The organism is Streptomyces sp. A012304, assembly GCF_026008495.1.
In the GTDB taxonomy this organism is placed as follows: domain Bacteria; phylum Actinomycetota; class Actinomycetes; order Streptomycetales; family Streptomycetaceae; genus Streptomyces.
Genome location: NZ_BQUN01000002.1, coordinates 1 through 16370, shown reverse-complemented (window position 1 = coordinate 16370; position 16370 = coordinate 1). Strand labels below are relative to the sequence as shown.

The following is a 16370-nucleotide window of genomic DNA, read 5'->3' as shown; positions in this document are numbered from 1 at the left end:
GACAGGCGGCCGAGCAGGCGGGCGACGGGCGGCGGCTCAGTGCCGCGGCGGCCAGGTGGCCGTCGCCGCCTCGCCCCCGTGCCGCGCGCAGGCGTCCGTCAGGGTCTCCAGGAGGGTCAGCGGGTCCGGGAGGGGGTGTTCGGGGCCGCGGAGCCAGTGCACGCCCTGGTCGTCGTCGCCGGGGAGGCGGGCGGGCGGGACGAGGACGTAGGAGCCGCGGCAGTGCCAGCGCAGGCCAGGATGCTCGTCCATGGTCTCGGGGTGGCAGTCCAGCTCGCAGGGCCACCACTCGTCCTCGTCCTCGGGGGTGCCGCGGGTGAGGGTGAAGAAGAGCATGCGGCCGTCGTCGCTGCCGGCGACCGGGCCGACCTCGACGCCGGAGCCGAGCAGCCGGTCCAGGGCCTCGCGGCCGGCCTCCAGCGGCACGTCCAGGACGTCGTGGGTCATGCCGGTGGCGGTGATGAAGTTGGCCTGCGGCTGGTGGCGGGCCCAGCGTTCGATCTGGGCGCGGTCGGTGGTGGACTGCGTCTGCCAGGCGAAGGAGAGGGGGTGCCGGCCGGGGGTCGGACAGCCGACCCGGTCGCAGGAACAGCGGTAGCCGGAGACCGGATGGGCGGCGGGCGCGAGCGGGAGTCCCGCTCCGGCGGCGGCGAGCAGCAGGGCCTCACGGCCGCCTTCGTCGGCGGCCTCCTTCGGGCGGCGTCCGCGCAGCCACTGGGAGAGTTTGCCCTGCCGGCCGGTGCGGCCGCCGATCTCCGCGCTCATCTATCCCCTCGCCTCGCTGTGGTGCGGACAGCATGCCCTATGGTCCCACCATCCTGCGCATCGGGGGTCCGGAGCCATCAATCGGGGCAGGTGGGACGGATGCCCCGAGCGGTCAGCGGGGGGCGAGGCCGTACAGGGCGTAGTCGACGAGGGTGTCGGTGTACTCGTAGGAGATCGGACCGGTGTACTGGAGCCAGCGCTGGGCGAGCGGTGAGATGAAGAACTCCAGCGCGATGCGCGGGTCGATCTCGGCGCGGACCTGACCCGCCTCCTGCGCGGAGCGCAGCCGGTCGACGTACAGCTGGAGGCTGGGTTCCATGAGCTTGGTCATGAACTCCCGGCCGACCTGTTCGTTGACCACGCCTTCCGCGGCCAGGGCCCGGGAGGGGGCCTCGAACCTCGGGTCCTTCAGCTGGTCGACGGTGGCCCGCAGCACGGCCTTGATGTCGGCGGCGAGGTCTCCGGTGTCGGGGATGGCGTACGGCTCGCCGCCCGCCTCCTGCGCCGCCTGGCCGCTGAGGTCGAGGAACGCCTCCAGCAGGACGTCGGCCTTCGACCCCCACCAGCGGTAGATGGTCTGCTTGCCGACGCCCGCGCGGGCGGCGATGCCCTCGATGGTGGTCCTGGGGTAGCCGACCTCGACGACGAGGGCGAGCGCGGCCTCGTAGATGGCGCGGCGGGACCTCTCGCTGCGGCGGGTGGTGTCGGGGGCCGACTTTCCGGACTGGGTGACCATGTGACGACGGTACCAAGCCGGTGAGACGTGCCGTCTCGCCTCCGGGCGGCCCCCGGCGGGGCTACGCGGCCGGCTCCGCCTCACCCGGGTAGCGGACGCCGATCTGGTGGCGGACCGTGTCCAGGGTCCGCATCACGGCGAGGGTGCCGTCGAGGGGCACGAGGGGGGACTCGGTCTCGCCGGCGCGGATCGCGCGCATGACCTCGCGGGCCTCGTGGCGGAAGGTGGTGCGGGGGCCGTCGGCCGGGTCGGCGGTGAACTCCTCCGGGTCGCGGCCGGCGCGGTGCAGGACGAGACGGTCGGGGTGGAAGAACCCGGACGGGATGTCGATGCGGCCGCGCGAGCCGGTCACCGACGCGGAGACCCCCGTGCCGCCGACGACGGAGCAGTGCAGGGCGGCGAGCGCGCCGGATTCCCAGGACAGCGCCAGTGCCGTCTGGAGGTCGACGCCCTCGGCGGAGAGGACGGCCTGGGCGCGGACGCCGGTGGGTTCGCCGAGCAGGAGCTGGGCGAAGGAGACGGGGTAGACACCGAGGTCGAGCAGGGCGCCGCCGCCCTGGGCCGGGTCGCGCAGCCGGTGCGCGGGCGGGAAGGGGCCCTCCAGGCCGAAGTCGGCCTGCACGGTGCGCACCTCGCCGATCGCGCCGTCGTCGACGAGGGCCTTCAGCCGGCGGATCAGCGGGTTGCAGTACATCCACATGGCTTCCATGAGGAAGCGCCCGTTGTCCCGGGCCAGCTCGACGAGTTCCTCGGCCTCGCGCACGTTCAGCGTGAACGGCTTCTCGCACAGCACGTTCCGCCCGGCCTCCAGGCAGAGCCCGGCGGCGGCCCGGTGCGCGGAGTGCGGGGTGGCGACGTAGACGACATCGATGTCCGCGTCCTTCGCCAGCTCCTCCCAGTCGCCGTAGGCGCGGGCTATCCCGAACCGTTCGGCGAAGGCCCGCGCCGAGGCCTCGGTGCGCGAGGCGACCGCGACGACCTCCGCGTCGGGAAGGTCGATCAGGTCCGCCGTGAACGCGGCGGCGATCCCGCCGGTCGCCAGAATCCCCCACCGCACACTGTCCGTCGTCATCCGCCCCGCTCCTGTGCCGTCCCAGCAGTCCGTTCGAGCTGAGAGCATAGGTGGCGCGGATGCCGGAGAGGGAGGGGCACATGGGCGAGGGTGGGGCGCCGACACCGGAGGTGTCGCGGGCGGTCGTGCCGAAGGCGGACCCGCCGCTGCGCGCACAGCGCCGTGCGGGACTGCTGGTCACGTTGATATTGGGCGGCCTGACCGCCACTCCCCCGCTCGCGATGGACATGTACCTGCCGGCGCTGCCGGAGGTCACCGACGCGCTGTCCGCGCCCGCCGCGACGGTCCAGCTCACCCTGACCGCCTGCCTGGCCGGCATGGCGTTCGGGCAGCTGGTGGTGGGCCCGATGAGCGACCGCTGGGGCCGCCGCCGCCCGCTGCTGGCCGGCCTCGCCGTGTACGTCGTGGCGACCGCCCTGTGCGCGCTGGCGCCCACGGTGGAGCTGCTGGTCGCCTTCCGCCTGGCCCAGGGCCTGGCGGGCGCCGCGGGCATCGTGATCGCGCGGGCCGTCGTGCGGGACCTGTACGACGGCGTGGCGATGGCCCGCTTCTTCTCCACGCTGATGCTGGTCTCGGGCGTGGCCCCGGTGGTGGCGCCGCTGATCGGCGGCCAGATCCTGCGGATCACGGACTGGCGGGGCGTCTTCGTCGCACTGACCGTCCTCGGGCTGCTGCTGACCGTGCTGGTGGCGGTGAGACTCCCGGAGACGCTGGCCCGCGCCGACCGGCACGCGGGCGGTGTGGGCGAGGCCCTGCACTCGATGCGCCGCCTCCTCGCCGACCGGCTCTTCGCCGGCTACCTGCTCACCGGCGGGTTCGCCTTCGCCGCGCTGTTCGCGTACATCTCGGCCTCGCCGTTCGTGATCCAGGAGATCCACGGCGCCTCCCCGCAGACCTTCGGCCTGCTCTTCGGCCTGAACTCGATCGGCCTGGTGGCGGTCGGCCAGCTCAACGGCAAGGTGCTGGTGGGCCGGGTGCGCCTGACCCGGGTGCTGGCCGTGGGGCTCACGGTGGTGGTGCTGGCGGCGACGGCGCTGCTGCTGATGTCGACGGGCGTGTTCGGCGCGGTGGGGCTGACCCCGGTCGCGGCCGCCCTGTTCGTCCTGATGTCCGCGATGGGCGTGACCCTGCCCAACGCCCAGACCCTCGCCCTGCTGCGGGTGCGTCACTCCGCCGGCTCGGCGTCGGCCCTGCTGGGCACGTCGTCCTTCCTGATCGGCGCGGTCGCCTCGCCGCTCGTCGGGATCGCCGGCGAGGACACCGCCGTCCCGATGGCCGTCGTCCAGTTGACGGCGGCGCTGGTGGCGCTGACCTGCTTCGTGATTATGTGCCGTCCCTGGAAGGACACGGGGGCGGAGGGAGCCGAGAGCTGAGCGCACCAAGACTGCGGGTCGACACCCCGGAACGGGCCGGACTCGACCCCGAGGAGATGCGTCACCTCGTGCGCGAGGTCCATGACCTCACCACCGGAGAGCGCCCTTGGGCGGCGGGCGCCGTCGTGCTCGCCGGGCGCGGCCCGGTGATCGCCGTACGGGAGGCGGCGGGCTGGGCCGTGCGGTACGCGCGCTACGACCCGGAGACCGACGCGGGTGTGGAGCTGCCGGCCTCGGCCCGCGTCCCGATGACCGTCGACACCCCCTTCGACCTGGCCTCCCTCACCAAGCTGTTCACCTCGGTGGCGGCGGTGCAGCAGATCGAGCGGGGCACGCTCGGCATCGACGCCCGCGTGGGCGCCTACCTGCCCGACTTCCACGCGGCGGCCGCCCACGACATCACGGTCCGCCAACTCCTCACCCACACCTCCGGGCTGCGCCCCGAGCTGCCCCTGTACGACTGCGCCGACGACGCCGAGCGGCTGGAGCTGCTGCGCGCCGAGGCACCGGCCCGCGAGCCGGGCGTGTACGCGTACTCCGACCTGAACATGCTGCTGCTCCAGCACCTCCTGGAACGGCTGACCGGCCGCGCCCTGGACGTCCTCGTCCACGACGGCATCACCCGCCCGCTCGGTATGACGTCGACCACGTTCGGTCCCTGCCCCGGCGCGGCGGCCACGGAGTACCAGCGCCGGCCGTGGGCCAAGGCGGACCGGGGCATGCTGCGGGGTGTCGTGCACGACGAGAACGCCTGGGCGCTGGGCGGTGTGGCCGGTCACGCGGGCCTGTTCTCCACGGCCGGTGACCTGGCGGTGTTCTGCCGCACCCTGCTGGCCGGCGGCTCCTACGGCCCCGCCCGCATCCTCGGCCCCGACTTCGTGGAGCTTCTGCTGACCCCGCCGGGCCTGGGCTTCGCCGTGGACCAGCCGTGGTTCATGGGCGAGCTGGCGGGCCGGGGCGCGGCCGGCCACACGGGCTTCACGGGGACCTCGCTGGTCCTGGACCCGACGACGGACACGTTCCTGGTGCTGCTGGCCAACACCGTGCACCCGCGAAGACGCGCCCCGGACAGCAGACCACGAGCGGCGGCGGCGTCCCACCTGGCACGCGCGGTGATCCCGACCCCGTCCGGAACCTAGGCCCTGGGGAGCGCGGGCCGGTCATGGCAACCCGTCCGGGCCCTGTGAGCGCGGCCGGGTGATCACGGCCCGTCCGGCGTTCGAGGACGAGGCCCGTCCAGGGCCGGCAGCGGGGGTCCCCGGGGGCGGCAGCCCCCGCGGCACCGGACGAGGCCCGCCAGGGCCGACAGCAACGGCCCGGCGCGGCAGCCTCCGCAGCGCCGGACGAGGCCGCCACGGCCGGCAGCGGCGGTCCGGGGCGGCGGCCCCGCAGTCCCGCAGCACGGGGCAAGGCCCGCCAGGACCACAGCAGCGGTCCGGGGCGGCAGCCCCGCAGCGCCGGACGAGGCCCGCCAGGACCGACAGCAGCGGCCCGGGGCGGCAGCCCTGTAGCGCCGGACGAGGCCCGCCAGGGCCGGTAGCGGCGGTCCCGCGGCGCGGACCCACGCCACCCCCTCCCCCGAGCACTCGTAGAATCGCCGGGTGAACGCCCCCGCACCTCCGGCGGAAGCCCTCCGCGACGCCCTGGACTCCCTGCTCGACGGTCTCCCGCCCCGGCAGGCCTCCGCGGCCGTGGAACGGCTGATCGCCAGCTACCGGGGCGCCACCCCGACCGACGCCCCCATCCTGCGCGACCGCGCGGACGTCGCCGCGTACGCCGCGTACCGCATGCCGGCGACCTTCGAGGCGGTGCGCTCGGCGCTGGAGGCGTTCGCGGACGCCGTACCGCACTGGACGCCCTCCGGCCATGTCGACGTGGGCGGCGGCACGGGCGCGGCGACCTGGGCGGTCAGCGCCACCTGGTCCGGGCCGCGCCCGGTGACCGTGCTGGACTGGGCGGAGCCGGCCCTCGCCCTCGGCCGGGAGATCGCCGCCGCGAACCCGGCGCTGCGGGACGTACGGTGGCAGCGCGCCCGCATCGGAGCGCAGCTCGCCCTCCCGGAGACGGACCTCGTCACCGTGTCCTACGTCCTCAACGAGCTGCCCCCCTCCGACCGCGCCGCCCTGGTGGACGCCGCCGCGTCCGCCGCGCGGGCGGTGGTGATCGTCGAACCGGGCACCCCGGACGGCTACGCCCGGGTCATCGAGGCCCGCGACCGGCTGATCGGGGCCGGTTTCCGCGTCGCGGCGCCCTGCCCGCACAGCGCGGCCTGTCCGATCGTGCCCGGCGAGGACTGGTGCCACTTCTCGGCGCGGGTCAGCCGCTCCTCCCTGCACCGCCAGGTCAAGGGCGGCTCCCTGCCGTACGAGGACGAGAAGTTCGCCTACGTCGCCGCGGCCCGCTTCCCCGTCGAACCGGCGCCCTCCCGGGTGGTGCGGCGCCCGCAGATCCGCAAGGGCCAGGTGCTCCTCGACCTGTGCGGGGCCGAGGAGCGCCTGACGCGGACGACGGTGACCAAACGCCACGGCGGCCTGTACAAGGCGGCCCGGGACGCCGACTGGGGCGATCCCTGGCCGCCGGAGGCCTGAGTCAGGCCGGCTTGAGCCCCTGCTCACCCACCTCGGTCACGAACGACGCGGCCGTGCTGACGGGGGCGCCGGGCGTGGTGACGTACGGGACGGTCCTGAAGTCGGCGCGGGCGAGGTCGCGGCCGAGGGCGACGGTGACGTAGCCGCGCCGCCCGTTGTAGAACTTCAGGTGCGGGTTGGCGGTCATGTAGGTGTTCCAGTTCGCGGGCTTGTCGGAGCCGTTGCGGCCGCTCGCGATCGACGTGGCGACGATCTCCGTGCCGAGGGTGCGCGACGCCGGGTCGTCGAAGTCGTCCTTGATGTCGAAGGCGTACCCGACGTGCACGTCGCCGGTGAGGACCATCAGGTTGTCGACGCCGGCGGCCTTCGCGCCGTCCAGGACGCGGCGACGGGAGGCGCGGTAGCCGTCCCAGGCGTCCATCGACAGTTTCGCGACCGGGTTCAGGTCGAGCTTGCGCTGCGAGAAGGTGACCTGCTGCGGCACGACGTTCCACAGCGCCCGTGAGGCGCGCCAGCCGTCGAGCAGCCACCGCTCCTGGGTGGCGCCGGTCATCGTGCGCGAGGGGTCGTCGATGTCGGGCCCGGGCAGCTGCGCGCCGTCGCCGTAGGCCTGGTTGGAGCGGTACTGGCGGGTGTCGAGGACGTCGAACTGCGCGAGGGTGCCCCAGTGCAGGCGGCGGTAGAGCCGCATGTCGGGGCCGTCGGGCAGCTGGGGGCGGCGCAGTGGCTGGTTCTCCCAGTAGGCGCGGTAGGCGGAGGCGCGGCGCAGCAGGAACTCCTCCGGCGGGACGCTGTTCTCGGGGATGTCGCCGGCGTAGTTGTTCTCGGTCTCGTGGTCGTCCCAGGTGACGACGAAGGGGTGCGCGGCGTGCGCGGCCATCAGGTCGGGGTCGGACTTGTAGAGGGCGTACCGCAGGCGGTAGTCCTCCAGGGTGACCGTCTCGCGGTTGAACAGGTCGGGGAGGGTGCGGTCGGTGTAGTTGCGGTTGTTGCCGACCGAGTTGATCGCGTACTCGTAGAGGTAGTCCCCGAGGTGGAGGACGACGTCGACGTCGTCCTGGGCGAGGTGGGCGTAGGGGGTGTAGTAGCCGTCGGCGTAGGCCTGGCAGGAGACGGCGGCGAGCTTCAGCCGCGAGACGTGGGCGCGGGTGGCGGGCGCGGTGCGGGTGCGGCCGACGGGGCTGATCCAGCCGCCCACGCGGAAGCGGTAGTGCAGGACGCGGTCGGGGGCGAGGTGGGGGACCTCGACGTGGACGGTGTGGTGGAACTCGGGGTGGGCGGTGACGGTGCCGCGTCTGACGATCCGTCGGAACCTCTCGTCCAGGGCCAGTTCCCAGCGGACGGCGACGCGCTCGGCGGGCAGGCCGCCGTCGGGCTGGTAGGGGGCCGGGGCGAGGCGCGTCCACAGGAGCACGGAATCGGGCAGCGGGTCACCGGAGGCGACGCCGAGGGTGAAGGGGTCGTCGGTGATCCGCGCGGGGTCGAGTTCGGCGGCGGCCGCGGAGCCGGCGGCGGGCAGGTTCACCGCGAAGGCGAGCGCCGCGGCGGCGCCGGTGACGGTGAGGAAGCGGCGGCGTCCGATGTGCCGGGCGGCCGCGCGCAGTTCGGGGGCGTGCTGGGACTGGTGTGCTGCCGGTGTCATTCCGGTCCTCCCCTGACGATGGATGCAGGAGGCATTGGAATGGCCGGGGACGTCCTGAGAACGACCTCAGGTTGGCACGTACACAACAGTCGGATGGCGGACGAAAGCGTTCCGGATGGCGGACCCTGTCGTACGCTGCGGACCCATGGATGCCATGCGGAGTGACGAACAGTCGAAGATCGCGGTGGTCACCGGCGCCGGTTCCGGCATCGGCCGCGCGGTGGCCGTGGAACTGCTGCGCGCCGGCTGGTCGGTGGCGCTCGCGGGCCGCCGCACCGAGACCCTTCAGCAGACGGCGGCGCTGGTGCCCGAGGCCGCGCGTCTCGTCGTACGGACGGACGTCTCACAGCCCGATGACGTCGCGGCGCTCTTCACCGCCGTACGGGACCGGTTCGGGCGGCTGGACCTGCTGTTCAACAACGCGGGCACGTTCGGGCCGGGCGGGGTCCCCGTCGAGGACCTGCCCTACGAGGCCTGGCGGCACGTGGTGGACACCAACCTCAACGGGGCGTTCCTGTGCGCGCAGGCGGCGTACCGGCAGATGAAGGAGCAGGACCCGCGGGGCGGCCGGATCATCAACAACGGCTCGATCTCCGCGCACACACCGCGTCCGCACTCGGTCGCCTACACAGCGACCAAGCACGCCCTCACCGGCCTGACCAAGTCGCTGTCACTGGACGGGCGGGCGTACGGCATCGCGGTCGGGCAGATCGACATCGGCAACGCCGCGACCGACATGACGGCCCGGATGGGGACGGGCGCGTTGCAGGCCAACGGGGAGATCGCGCCGGAACCGGTGATGGACGTCGCCGACGTGGCGCGCACGGTGCGGCACATGGCGGAGCTGCCGCTGGAGGCGAACGTGCAGTTCGCGACGGTGCTGGCGACGGCGATGCCGTACGTGGGGCGCGGCTGAGCGGTCGGCCGGCGGCAGGTGAACGGTCAACCTACACAAGCGGAATATAAATGTCCGCACCATCGTCGCGGGTCGGCGGCTTATGCTCGTCCTGCCTCCACAAAAGCTCCACAGTCGGAGGGCAGAACTCCGCGGACCGCACCGAGGGGGGAGGACGGCAGCCGTTCCACGGCACCGGATGGGGGGGACCTCGCGTGGGACCGCGAGGTGCGCACCGGACCGTGGAGCGGCTGCCGTACACCACGGCGCGCGGCGTCGACGCCGCGCGGCCGGCCACCGCTCCCGACGGCCCCGGAAGCACCTGCCTTTGCTTCTTCTAGGCCTGCCCGGTCTCGAAGTGGGAGATACGTCCGTCGTCCTCGACGACGAACCGCCACTTGGTGCGCATCTCGCCCCAGGTGTCGTTGCTGTAGCGGGCGAGGAGGGCACGGCCGCCGTCCGACTCCCGGTCGACCTCCATGTGGCCGTGCGAGGAGAAGATCTCCCGGTCGATCCACTCGGCGAGGTCGCGGTCGGACCCGTCGTCCGCCATCGTCGCGTCGGGCGTGAGAAGGCTGAGGAAGGCCTGCCGGTCATGGGCGTTGACGGCGGACACGAAGGCCCGGACGGCCGGGTCGGTGAGTCTTCCGGTCTGGATCGTCATACGGGCCAGCGTCACACCGCCTTCCGGCCGCCGCCACCCGAGCCGGTGTCGCCCCTCGGCCCCCGCCACCCGAACGGCGCCGGGGTCGGGCAGGGAGGTGTGAGGGGTGGGACGGTGGATAGGCGAAGGGGGTCATCGCCGTCGTCTGGAGTGCACCGTGACTAGTTACGACCGACGTGATCTGGGCCTGTTGCTGCTTCGGCTGGGCACCGGAGGAGTGCTGGTGGCCCACGGCACGCAGAAGCTGTTCGGCTGGTTCGGCGGGCACGGACTGGAGGGAACCGGCCAGTTCATGGAGTCCGTCGGCTACGCGCCCGGCAAGGCGAGCGCGACGGCGGCGGGCCTGGCGGAGGCCGGCGGCGGCGCCCTGCTGGCGCTCGGCCTGGCCACCCCGGCGGCGGGCGCGGCCGCGGCCGGCGCGATGGCGGGCGCCTCCGCGGTGCACGTGCCCAACGGCTTCTTCGCGCAGAGCGGCGGCTACGAGTACGCGGCCTCCCTGGGCCTGACCGGGGCGGCCCTCGCCGTCGCCGGCCCCGGACGCCTCTCCCTCGACCACGCCCTCGGTCACACGGTCAACCGGGGCTGGATGGTCTCGACGGCCCTGGGCGTGACGGCCGCGGCCACCGCGGTGATCGTGGGCCTGCGCACCAGGCGGCTGCGGAAGCGGGAGGAGGGCGAGCAGGAGGTGCTCTTCGAGGAGTAGCCGCGCGCCCGGCTGTTTCGCGCACCGGCGGTCCGGGGGGCGGGCCCGGGCATGGCAGGCTGCGCCCATGACCGATCAGCGAACCTCGCCCGGCGCGGCCGACGCCGACCTGTGGAGCACCGTCGACGCCCTGTGGACCTGGCTGGAGGCCGGCCGGCCCGTCGACGGTCCGGAAGCCCTGCTGCTGCGCATGCTGAAGCTGTCGGAGGAGGTCGGCGAGGTCGCCCAGGCGGTGATCGGCGCGACCGGCCAGAACCCCCGCAAGGGCGTCAGCCACTCGTGGGAGGACGTCGAGTCGGAGCTGTGCGACGTCGTCATCACGGCGCTGGTGGCGCTGCGGACGCTGACGCCCCAGGCACGGGAGGTGTTCACCCGGCACCTGGCCCGGGTGACGGAGCGGTCCCTGGGCACGACCGCCCCGTGACACCCGGGCACGGGCGACTCAGCGCAGCGCGCGCGGGTCGGCGTGCAGCGGGGCGGACAGCCGTACGGTGATGAACTCGTTGTCGTCCGGCTTCCCCGGCGTCCGGCCGGAGGAGAACGGGAAGTTGTTGTCGTTCAGGACCGCGACCGTACGGTCGTCGAGGAGGGCGAGGTCCTCGATGGTCTGGAACGGGAAGCGGAAGGTCGGCCCGGAGCCGCCCAGCCCCTTGGGGTCGGCGAGGTCGAGCAGATCGGCGACGAGCGTCTTGTCGACGGCTCCGTCACCGTCGCGGTCCCGGGTGTCGACGAGGTAGATCCGCTTGAACTTGGCGGTGTCGCCCTGCCCGCCGTCACGCTCGACGACGAGGAAGCGGTGCCGGTCGACGGCGATGGCGTCCCCGATGGCGTGCGAGGTGGACTCCAGACGGTAGACGAACCGCTTGCCGGTGTACCGGCCCTTGCGCAGGTCGAACTCGCTGAAGCGCAGGTCGCCCGGGGTGTCACCGGTGACCGTGCCCTCCGTGAGCGGATACAGATGACGCCCGTCGACCCCGCGCACGAGCCCCTCGAAGCCCTTGCTGCCGCCGAGGGTGGGCCGAGCGCCGTTCAGGTACGGGTTCTCCGGCGCCTGTACGCCGGCCAGCGGGACGGGGGCCTGGAGGAGCCGCCCGGTGGCGGAGAAGTGCAGCAGGAACGGCCCGAACTCGTCACCCATCCAGTAGCTTCCGTCCGCCACCCGCACGATCGACTCGACGTCGAAGTCGGCGCCGGTGAGCACCCGGTCGGCGCGGGTCAGCGCGAACGGCACCTTGTGGTCGGGGTCGCTCAGATGGAACCCGCCCAGCACGGTGACCTCGCCGGTACGGGTGTCGGGCTCGACCCGGTGCACGCGCAGCAGGAAGTCGGCGCTGTTGGCCTTGTTGCCGTACCCGTTGTCCGACAGCACGTCGTACGTGCCGTCACGCCGCTTGACGACCCCGCTGAAGCCCTGCACGGGCTGGTGGGCGAAGGGCGCGACGACCCCGTTGAACGGCCCCGCCCCGATCGCCGCCCCGGACGCCTCGCTCCCCGGCACGAAGGTCTCGGCGGGCAGCGCGGCGAACCCGGTGAGCGTGGCCCGCCCGAAGCCGGCGGGCGCCGGTCCGGCCCCGGCAGCCGCGTGTTCGGCCCCCGCGGGCGCGGCAGCGAGGCCGAGGGTCAGCGCCGCGGCGGTGACCATGATCGAGAGTCTTCTCATGGGCGGCACGGTAGGGACACGGGGTGACGGGGGGTCGAACTGCGGGCGACGGGCGAGTGGGGGCGCGCCGGCCGACCGGTCACTGGCGGGTGGGTGGGCTGCCCCGTGCGGGGGCTGCCCCGTGCTGGCGGGGCGGGCTTCATCGGGAGGGCCCGGCGGCCCAGTGGGAGAGCGCGGTGGCTGAACCGTACGCGCCTCAGGCTCCGCCGCGCTCCTCCGCACCGGTGGCGAGCAGGCCGTTGACCACCAGCCGCGCCAGCAACTCAGCCGTGGCCGTGAGCTGTTGCGCCGTGGGCTCCGGCCTGCCCAGGCGGCGCGCAAGAGGGCCGTCCAGCATCCCCGAGACGGGGGGAATGACGGCGAAGAAGAGGACGTCCAGCGGGATGGGCGCCATACGGCCGGCGGCGACGAGCCGTTCGACGCTGGACGCCATGCGCTGGAGGATCGGCGCCATGTACCGCTCGTAGAGGTAGTCGAGTCGTTCGGTGTCCCGAGAGAACTCGTTGACGAGGACCCGTCCGATCAGTGGTGTGTCGACCGCGCTCCGGTAGAAGCCGGCGATGAGCAGACGCAGCTGCTCGGCGTCGTCGAGCGCGGGGTCCGGCTGCGGCAGGTCCGCCAATTGCGCGCTCAGGGCGGAGTCGACCACCGCGCGCCAGAAGGCCGCCTTCGATCCGTACCGGTCGTTGATGAAGTTGTGGCTGACCCCCAGGCGGCGGGCCAGCTCCCGCGCGGAACCGCCGTCGTAGCCCAGTTCGGCGAAGGCCTCCAGTCCGCGCTGGAGAATGCTCTGCTCGTCGGGCACGGCACGGGTGTCCGCGCCCGGGCGCCCTGGGCGCCGGGCGGGCTCTGTTCTGGTTCCCACCATTGTCTCCTCACCGATCGCACCGGCCGCCTGGGACTCGCCCACGGCTCAGGGCCTCACCCACAGTTTACTTGACACCTGTCAGAACAAAGCTAATCTGACAGACGTCAGAGATAATCTGACAGACGTCAGATCGCTTGTGCCCTCCCCCACGACGGTCGGTGCCGCCCTGTGCCGGACGGCCGTACCCTCTGCGAAAGCGAGTGCCGTATGACCGCGCACCCCCCACCCCGCAAGGCCGGCGAGCGCATGGGCGCCCCGGAGGCGGCCTCCCGTCCTGACAGCCGGACCGACCGTCTGGTGACCCTGTTCACCGCCGGGGACCCGCTCGCCGACGCCGTCGTCGCCGAACTGGACCACTACGGCCCGCCCGCGCGGCGCGCCCTCGACGCAGGGCTCAGGAACGGCCTGGCGAGCCTGGACGCGAAACCCCCCGCGGCCGTGGCCGCGCTGCTGCGACATCTGGAGACGCCCCCGCCCTGGGTCGACCCCCTGATGCTCCATCGCGGCGACCTCACGAGCCTGTCCGTGGCGCCAATGTGGTTCCAGCTCTGCTCGGTCACCGTCGCCCTCGCCCACACCTACGCGTCCCCGGCCACCGCTCGGCAGCTGGTCGCAGAGGGCAGACCGGCCGACCTGGCCGCGCGCCGGCTCACGGAAGCCGGGGTGTGGGCACGGCAGACCGTCCGGCCGGGCGGGCTGCTGCGCGGACGGCCGGGCTACCTGGCCACGGTCGAGGTCCGCCTCCACCACGCCCGGATGCGGGCCCGGGCCGTCGAGGAGTGGGACCTGGGCGCCACGGGCCTGCCGATCGGCCGGCTCGACATGGCCCGCACCTGGCTCGGGTTCACCTTCGAGGCGTTCCGGGCGCTGGAGGCCCTGGGCATCGGCACAGGTCCCGACGAGGAGCGTCACCTGTACCGGTACTGGGCGTACGTCGCGCATCTCCTGGGACTCGGCGAAAGCCTCCACCAGGACGTCCACGACCACGCCGGTGCGCACCGGCTGCGGGACCTGATGGAGCACGTGACGCCCGCGCCCGACGAGAACACGCGCGTGCTGATCACCGCACTGGTCGACGCGCAGTCCCGCGCCACGGCCGGCGCACCCGGCGCGGACCTGTCCGAGGAGCAGGTGCGCCACCTCCTGCACAGCGTGCTGCGGCGCGCCTTCGGACCGCAGTGGGGCGACCGCGTGGGCATTCCCGAGGTCCCGTCCGCAACCGATCTCCTCCCGCTGATCAGCCGCCTCAACCGTGAGGCCCGCTACTGGCAGACCTACTCCCCCGCCTCGGCCCAGGAAGCCCGCCGTCGAGCGCTGGCCGGTCCCGGACCGGACCCGACCGCGGCCGTCGAGCCCTGCGGCAGCGCCTGCCGCAGGATCGCGGAAGGCGCCCGCCCGGCCGTTCTCGCCGGGGCCGCCTGATCCTCGTCCTCCGCCCGCCCCGGCGAACGCGGCCGGCCTGCGGACACCCGGCGCCCGCCGGGCCCCTGACGTGACGCGCTCCGACGACGCAGCCGTCCCGCACCTCTCTCGACTGTTCCTTCATCCCGCTTCAGGAGTTCCGTCATGTCGCAGACCTCTCACGACGCGCCGGGCACGGCCACCGTGTCCACGCTCCCGCCCTCCGACGCGCCACCGCGTCACCGCTGGTGGATCCTCGCCGTCATCGGCGTGGCCCAGCTCATGGTCGTCCTGGACGCCACCATCGTGAACATCGCCCTGCCCTCCGCCCAGCAGGACCTGGGCTTCTCCGACGGCGACCGGCAGTGGGTCGTCACCGCCTACGCCCTCGCCTTCGGCAGCCTGCTGCTGCTCGGCGGCCGCATAGCCGACCTGTTCGGCCGCAAGATGACCTTCCTGGTCGGCCTGGTCGGCTTCGCCGGCGCCTCGGCCCTCGGCGGTGCCGCCACCAGCTTCGAGATGCTCATCGTCGCCCGCGCCGCCCAGGGTCTGTTCGGCGCCCTGCTCGCCCCCGCCGCGCTGTCCCTGCTCACCGTGACCTTCACCGACGCCAGGGAACGCGCCAGGGCCTTCGGGGTCTACGGCGCCATCGCCGGCGCCGGCGGTGCCATCGGCCTGCTCCTGGGCGGCCTGCTCACCGAGTACCTCGACTGGCGCTGGACGCTCTACGTCAACCTCGTCTTCGCGGCCGTCGCCTTCGTCGGCGGAGCCCTCCTGCTGCGGCGGACCATCCGCGACCGGTCCGCCACCCTCGACGTCCCCGGCGCCGTCCTGGTCGGCGGCGGCCTGTTCTGCCTCGTCTACGGCTTCTCCAACGCCGAGAGCCACGACTGGAGTTCGACCCAGACCTGGGGCTATCTGCTCGCCGGTGGAATCCTGCTGGCCGTCTTCACCTGGTGGCAGACCCGCGCCGCCCACCCGCTGCTGCCCCTGCGTGTCCTGCTCGACCGCAACCGCGGCGCCTCCTTCGTCGCCGTCCTGATCAGCGGTGCCGGCATGTTCGGTGTCTTCCTCTTCCTCACCTACTACCTTCAGCAGAGCCTGGGCTACACCCCCGTCAAGACGGGCCTGGCCTTCTTGCCCATGGTCGCCGGACTGATGGTGGCCTCCACTCTCGCCTCGACCGTGCTCATCCCCCGCATCGGCCCCAAGGCGACCGTGCCGCTGGGCATGGGCCTGGCCGCCGCCGGCATGGTCTGGCTGACCGCCCTCGACCTGAACAGCGGCTACGTCATGGATGTCATGCCCCCGCTGGTCGTCGCGGGTCTCGGGCTCGGCCTGGTGATGCCGCCCGCCATGAGCCTGGCCGTCGCCGGCGTGGCCACCGAGGACTCCGGTGTCGCCTCGGCCGCCGTCAACACCATGCAGCAGGTCGGCGGTTCCCTGGGCACCGCCCTCCTCAACACCCTCTTCACCACCGCCTTCACCAACTACCTCGACGGCAGGAACCCCAAGGACCCGGTGGTCCTCGCCCAGGCCGGGCTGGAGGGCTACTCCATCGCCTACTGGTGGTCCGCCGCCTTCTTCGCCGCCGGACTGGTCATCAGCGTCCTGCTCTACCGGCGGGGCGTACCCGAGCAGGACCCCGACGCGGCCCCCGTCGTCCACATGTGAGAACCGACCGGGACCCTCCTGACCTGGACCACGAGGGAACTGCCGATCCGGCCGAGGCGTTCGTCGAAGGCGACTCCGAGCAGGCGGGCGTGCTCGGAGTCGATGGCGAAGCTGCCGCCCCAGATCGACGCCTTCCGGGCAGGGGCGTGGGACCCGAGGTAGTGCAGCTGACCAGACTCGGCCGCATTTTGTAACCGACGGTTGTCAATCCTGGAGAGCCCACGCGAGGTAGTGGCTGCTACCGGGTGGACTGGCCCGGACCCCTACTAGTAGGACTCCGTTAGGTCTGTCTGCTGGCCGTGTTCAGGGGCATGAGGACTGTGTGGACG

The 16370-nt window shown here is 73.2% G+C and carries 15 protein-coding genes; 8 read left to right on the top strand and 7 right to left on the bottom strand.

The window, feature by feature from the left end:
* Nucleotides 1-36: 36 nt before the first annotated feature.
* The 3 genes from ALMP_RS00830 to ALMP_RS00820 all read right to left on the bottom strand — a co-directional run bounded on the left by ALMP_RS00830 (nt 37) and on the right by ALMP_RS00820 (nt 2573).
* Nucleotides 37-765, bottom strand: coding sequence for a bifunctional DNA primase/polymerase (locus tag ALMP_RS00830; RefSeq protein ID WP_264923911.1), 729 nt, complete (start codon nt 763-765; stop codon nt 37-39).
* A gap of 112 nt (nt 766-877) precedes the next feature.
* A complete protein-coding gene (locus ALMP_RS00825) occupies nt 878-1501 on the bottom strand; it encodes a TetR/AcrR family transcriptional regulator (protein ID WP_264923909.1) in 624 nt (207 codons plus the stop codon).
* 61 nt (nt 1502-1562) lie between these two features.
* Nucleotides 1563-2573 (bottom strand): Gfo/Idh/MocA family protein, encoded by a 1011-nt coding sequence (locus tag ALMP_RS00820; RefSeq protein ID WP_264923907.1) that lies wholly within the window; start codon nt 2571-2573, stop codon nt 1563-1565.
* 80 nt (nt 2574-2653) lie between these two features.
* Here ALMP_RS00820 and ALMP_RS00815 point away from each other — a divergent pair, with 80 nt between their 5' ends.
* The 3 genes from ALMP_RS00815 (at nt 2654) to ALMP_RS00805 (ending at nt 6534) form a co-directional block, all read left to right on the top strand.
* The gene (locus ALMP_RS00815) at nt 2654-3946 is read left to right on the top strand and encodes a multidrug effflux MFS transporter (protein ID WP_264923906.1); all 1293 of its coding nucleotides are present in this window, start codon (nt 2654-2656) and stop codon (nt 3944-3946) included.
* A complete protein-coding gene (locus tag ALMP_RS00810; RefSeq protein ID WP_264923905.1) occupies nt 3901-5085 on the top strand; it encodes a serine hydrolase in 1185 nt (394 codons plus the stop codon). Before ALMP_RS00815 ends, ALMP_RS00810 begins: the two co-directional genes overlap by 46 nt.
* Before the next feature lie 462 nt (nt 5086-5547).
* Nucleotides 5548-6534: a small ribosomal subunit Rsm22 family protein gene (locus ALMP_RS00805; protein WP_264923904.1), complete on the top strand. Its 987-nt coding sequence runs from the start codon at nt 5548-5550 to the stop codon at nt 6532-6534.
* A 1-nt stretch (nt 6535) separates the two neighbouring features.
* Here ALMP_RS00805 and ALMP_RS00800 read toward each other — a convergent pair whose 3' ends face one another.
* Entirely contained in the window at nt 6536-8176 is a 1641-nt protein-coding gene (locus tag ALMP_RS00800) for an alkaline phosphatase (RefSeq protein ID WP_264923903.1), read from the bottom strand.
* Nucleotides 8177-8321: 145 nt separating this feature from the next.
* On the opposite strand from ALMP_RS00800, the gene ALMP_RS00795 reads away from it, so the two are divergent.
* The gene (locus ALMP_RS00795) at nt 8322-9092 is read left to right on the top strand and encodes an SDR family oxidoreductase (RefSeq protein ID WP_264923902.1); all 771 of its coding nucleotides are present in this window, start codon (nt 8322-8324) and stop codon (nt 9090-9092) included.
* Between the two features lie 316 nt (nt 9093-9408).
* Here ALMP_RS00795 and ALMP_RS00790 read toward each other — a convergent pair whose 3' ends face one another.
* Nucleotides 9409-9735 (bottom strand): nuclear transport factor 2 family protein, encoded by a 327-nt coding sequence (locus tag ALMP_RS00790; RefSeq protein ID WP_264923900.1) that lies wholly within the window; start codon nt 9733-9735, stop codon nt 9409-9411.
* A 157-nt stretch (nt 9736-9892) separates the two neighbouring features.
* Here ALMP_RS00790 and ALMP_RS00785 point away from each other — a divergent pair, with 157 nt between their 5' ends.
* Together ALMP_RS00785 and ALMP_RS00780 are read left to right on the top strand one after the other, a co-directional pair.
* Nucleotides 9893-10438, top strand: coding sequence for a DoxX family protein (locus ALMP_RS00785; RefSeq protein WP_264923899.1), 546 nt, complete (start codon nt 9893-9895; stop codon nt 10436-10438).
* Between the two features lie 67 nt (nt 10439-10505).
* Nucleotides 10506-10862, top strand: a complete 357-nt coding sequence (locus tag ALMP_RS00780) for a MazG-like family protein (protein ID WP_264923898.1) — start codon at nt 10506-10508, stop codon at nt 10860-10862.
* Between the two features lie 18 nt (nt 10863-10880).
* Here the strand turns inward: ALMP_RS00780 and ALMP_RS00775 are convergent, their stop codons facing one another.
* Nucleotides 10881-12098: an esterase-like activity of phytase family protein gene (locus ALMP_RS00775; RefSeq protein WP_264923897.1), complete on the bottom strand. Its 1218-nt coding sequence runs from the start codon at nt 12096-12098 to the stop codon at nt 10881-10883.
* Between the two features lie 196 nt (nt 12099-12294).
* The gene (locus ALMP_RS00770; RefSeq protein ID WP_264923896.1) at nt 12295-12903 is read right to left on the bottom strand and encodes a TetR/AcrR family transcriptional regulator; all 609 of its coding nucleotides are present in this window, start codon (nt 12901-12903) and stop codon (nt 12295-12297) included.
* Between the two features lie 270 nt (nt 12904-13173).
* Between ALMP_RS00770 and ALMP_RS00765 the strand changes: the two genes are divergently transcribed.
* Nucleotides 13174-14388 carry an oxygenase MpaB family protein gene (locus ALMP_RS00765; RefSeq protein WP_264923895.1) on the top strand — a complete coding sequence of 405 codons (1215 nt, stop codon included), beginning with the start codon at nt 13174-13176 and terminating at the stop codon, nt 14386-14388.
* A 144-nt stretch (nt 14389-14532) separates the two neighbouring features.
* Nucleotides 14533-16041 (top strand): MFS transporter, encoded by a 1509-nt coding sequence (locus tag ALMP_RS00760; protein WP_264923894.1) that lies wholly within the window; start codon nt 14533-14535, stop codon nt 16039-16041.
* Nucleotides 16042-16370 lie beyond the last annotated feature (329 nt).

What these genes read in the sequence shown, in the direction of transcription:
- ALMP_RS00830 (WP_264923911.1), bottom strand. Translation starts at nt 765, where the DNA reads ATGAGCGCGGAGATCGGCGGCCGCACCGGCCGGCAGGGCAAACTCTCC.
- ALMP_RS00825 (WP_264923909.1), bottom strand. Translation starts at nt 1,501, where the DNA reads ATGGTCACCCAGTCCGGAAAGTCGGCCCCCGACACCACCCGCCGCAGC.
- ALMP_RS00820 (WP_264923907.1), bottom strand. Translation starts at nt 2,573, where the DNA reads ATGACGACGGACAGTGTGCGGTGGGGGATTCTGGCGACCGGCGGGATC.
- ALMP_RS00815 (WP_264923906.1), top strand. Translation starts at nt 2,654, where the DNA reads ATGGGCGAGGGTGGGGCGCCGACACCGGAGGTGTCGCGGGCGGTCGTG.
- ALMP_RS00800 (WP_264923903.1), bottom strand. Translation starts at nt 8,176, where the DNA reads ATGACACCGGCAGCACACCAGTCCCAGCACGCCCCCGAACTGCGCGCG.
- ALMP_RS00795 (WP_264923902.1), top strand. Translation starts at nt 8,322, where the DNA reads ATGGATGCCATGCGGAGTGACGAACAGTCGAAGATCGCGGTGGTCACC.
- ALMP_RS00790 (WP_264923900.1), bottom strand. Translation starts at nt 9,735, where the DNA reads ATGACGATCCAGACCGGAAGACTCACCGACCCGGCCGTCCGGGCCTTC.
- ALMP_RS00780 (WP_264923898.1), top strand. Translation starts at nt 10,506, where the DNA reads ATGACCGATCAGCGAACCTCGCCCGGCGCGGCCGACGCCGACCTGTGG.
- ALMP_RS00775 (WP_264923897.1), bottom strand. Translation starts at nt 12,098, where the DNA reads ATGAGAAGACTCTCGATCATGGTCACCGCCGCGGCGCTGACCCTCGGC.
- ALMP_RS00765 (WP_264923895.1), top strand. Translation starts at nt 13,174, where the DNA reads ATGACCGCGCACCCCCCACCCCGCAAGGCCGGCGAGCGCATGGGCGCC.
- ALMP_RS00760 (WP_264923894.1), top strand. Translation starts at nt 14,533, where the DNA reads ATGTCGCAGACCTCTCACGACGCGCCGGGCACGGCCACCGTGTCCACG.